This is a genomic window from Pseudoalteromonas sp. SG41-2 (assembly GCF_014164535.1).
Classification (GTDB): domain Bacteria; phylum Pseudomonadota; class Gammaproteobacteria; order Enterobacterales; family Alteromonadaceae; genus Pseudoalteromonas; species Pseudoalteromonas rhizosphaerae.
Map to the genome: position 1 here is coordinate 1 of NZ_JACJFK010000106.1, position 686 is coordinate 686.

Below are 686 nucleotides of genomic sequence, written 5' to 3' on the forward strand. Positions count from 1 at the left end.
ATAAAGCTTTAATCGCAATAAAAGATAAAAAAAGGAAATATCTGTCTCTATTTATTCTTTTAGGTAACCACTACCGATTATTAATTTTGTATTATCTTTTGATGGGTAAAAACTGTGCCAGTCATAATTTTCGAATAAAACAACTTGTCTGTTTTTTTTATCAACATAAATATAGCGAACTTTGGGTTTACTTGAAATTTCTAAAGTGACAGCTAAGTTCTGCCAGTTATCTATAAAGTCCGCACTACATATAGGTAATTTATAAAGGCCATCGATTAAATTAAGCAGCTTATTGAAGTGACTACCTTCATGTTCAACTGATGGTGTTTTATCTATACTATAACTAATATCATAACGTTCACTTCGGTAATTATGTACTTCACAAGTACGTGCTCCAATATTAATCTTTTCCTTGCTAATAAACTCCCCTTTGGCCGTTAATATGTCACGCTCAAATAAAACTTTTGATTCCGTTTCAATCTGAAACTGTTTGAACGGTACTTTTAAACCAGTAACATAATTAAGCTCTATAAGTTTTATTGCCTCTATTGTTTTTTCACATGAAAAAGCCACTGATGAAATACTTATCATTAGTAATATCAATAATCTTACCAACATCTCATTGTATCCCCGCATTTTGGTGCAACGTCCCTTATATAAGACTTTTCAATTTCATTTATTGAATG

The 686-nt window shown here is 30.6% G+C and carries 1 protein-coding gene; it reads right to left on the reverse strand.

What is annotated here, in order from left to right:
• Positions 1-51 precede the first annotated feature (51 nt).
• Positions 52-591 (reverse strand): hypothetical protein, encoded by a 540-nt coding sequence (locus tag H5186_RS22650; RefSeq protein WP_182795052.1) that lies wholly within the window; start codon positions 589-591, stop codon positions 52-54.
• Between the last annotated feature and the right edge of the window lie 95 nt (positions 592-686).

Bases quoted from the DNA above. Each gene is read 5' to 3' on its own strand.
- H5186_RS22650 (WP_182795052.1), bottom strand. From the start codon at position 591: ATGATAAGTATTTCATCAGTGGCTTTTTCATGTGAAAAAACAATAGAG.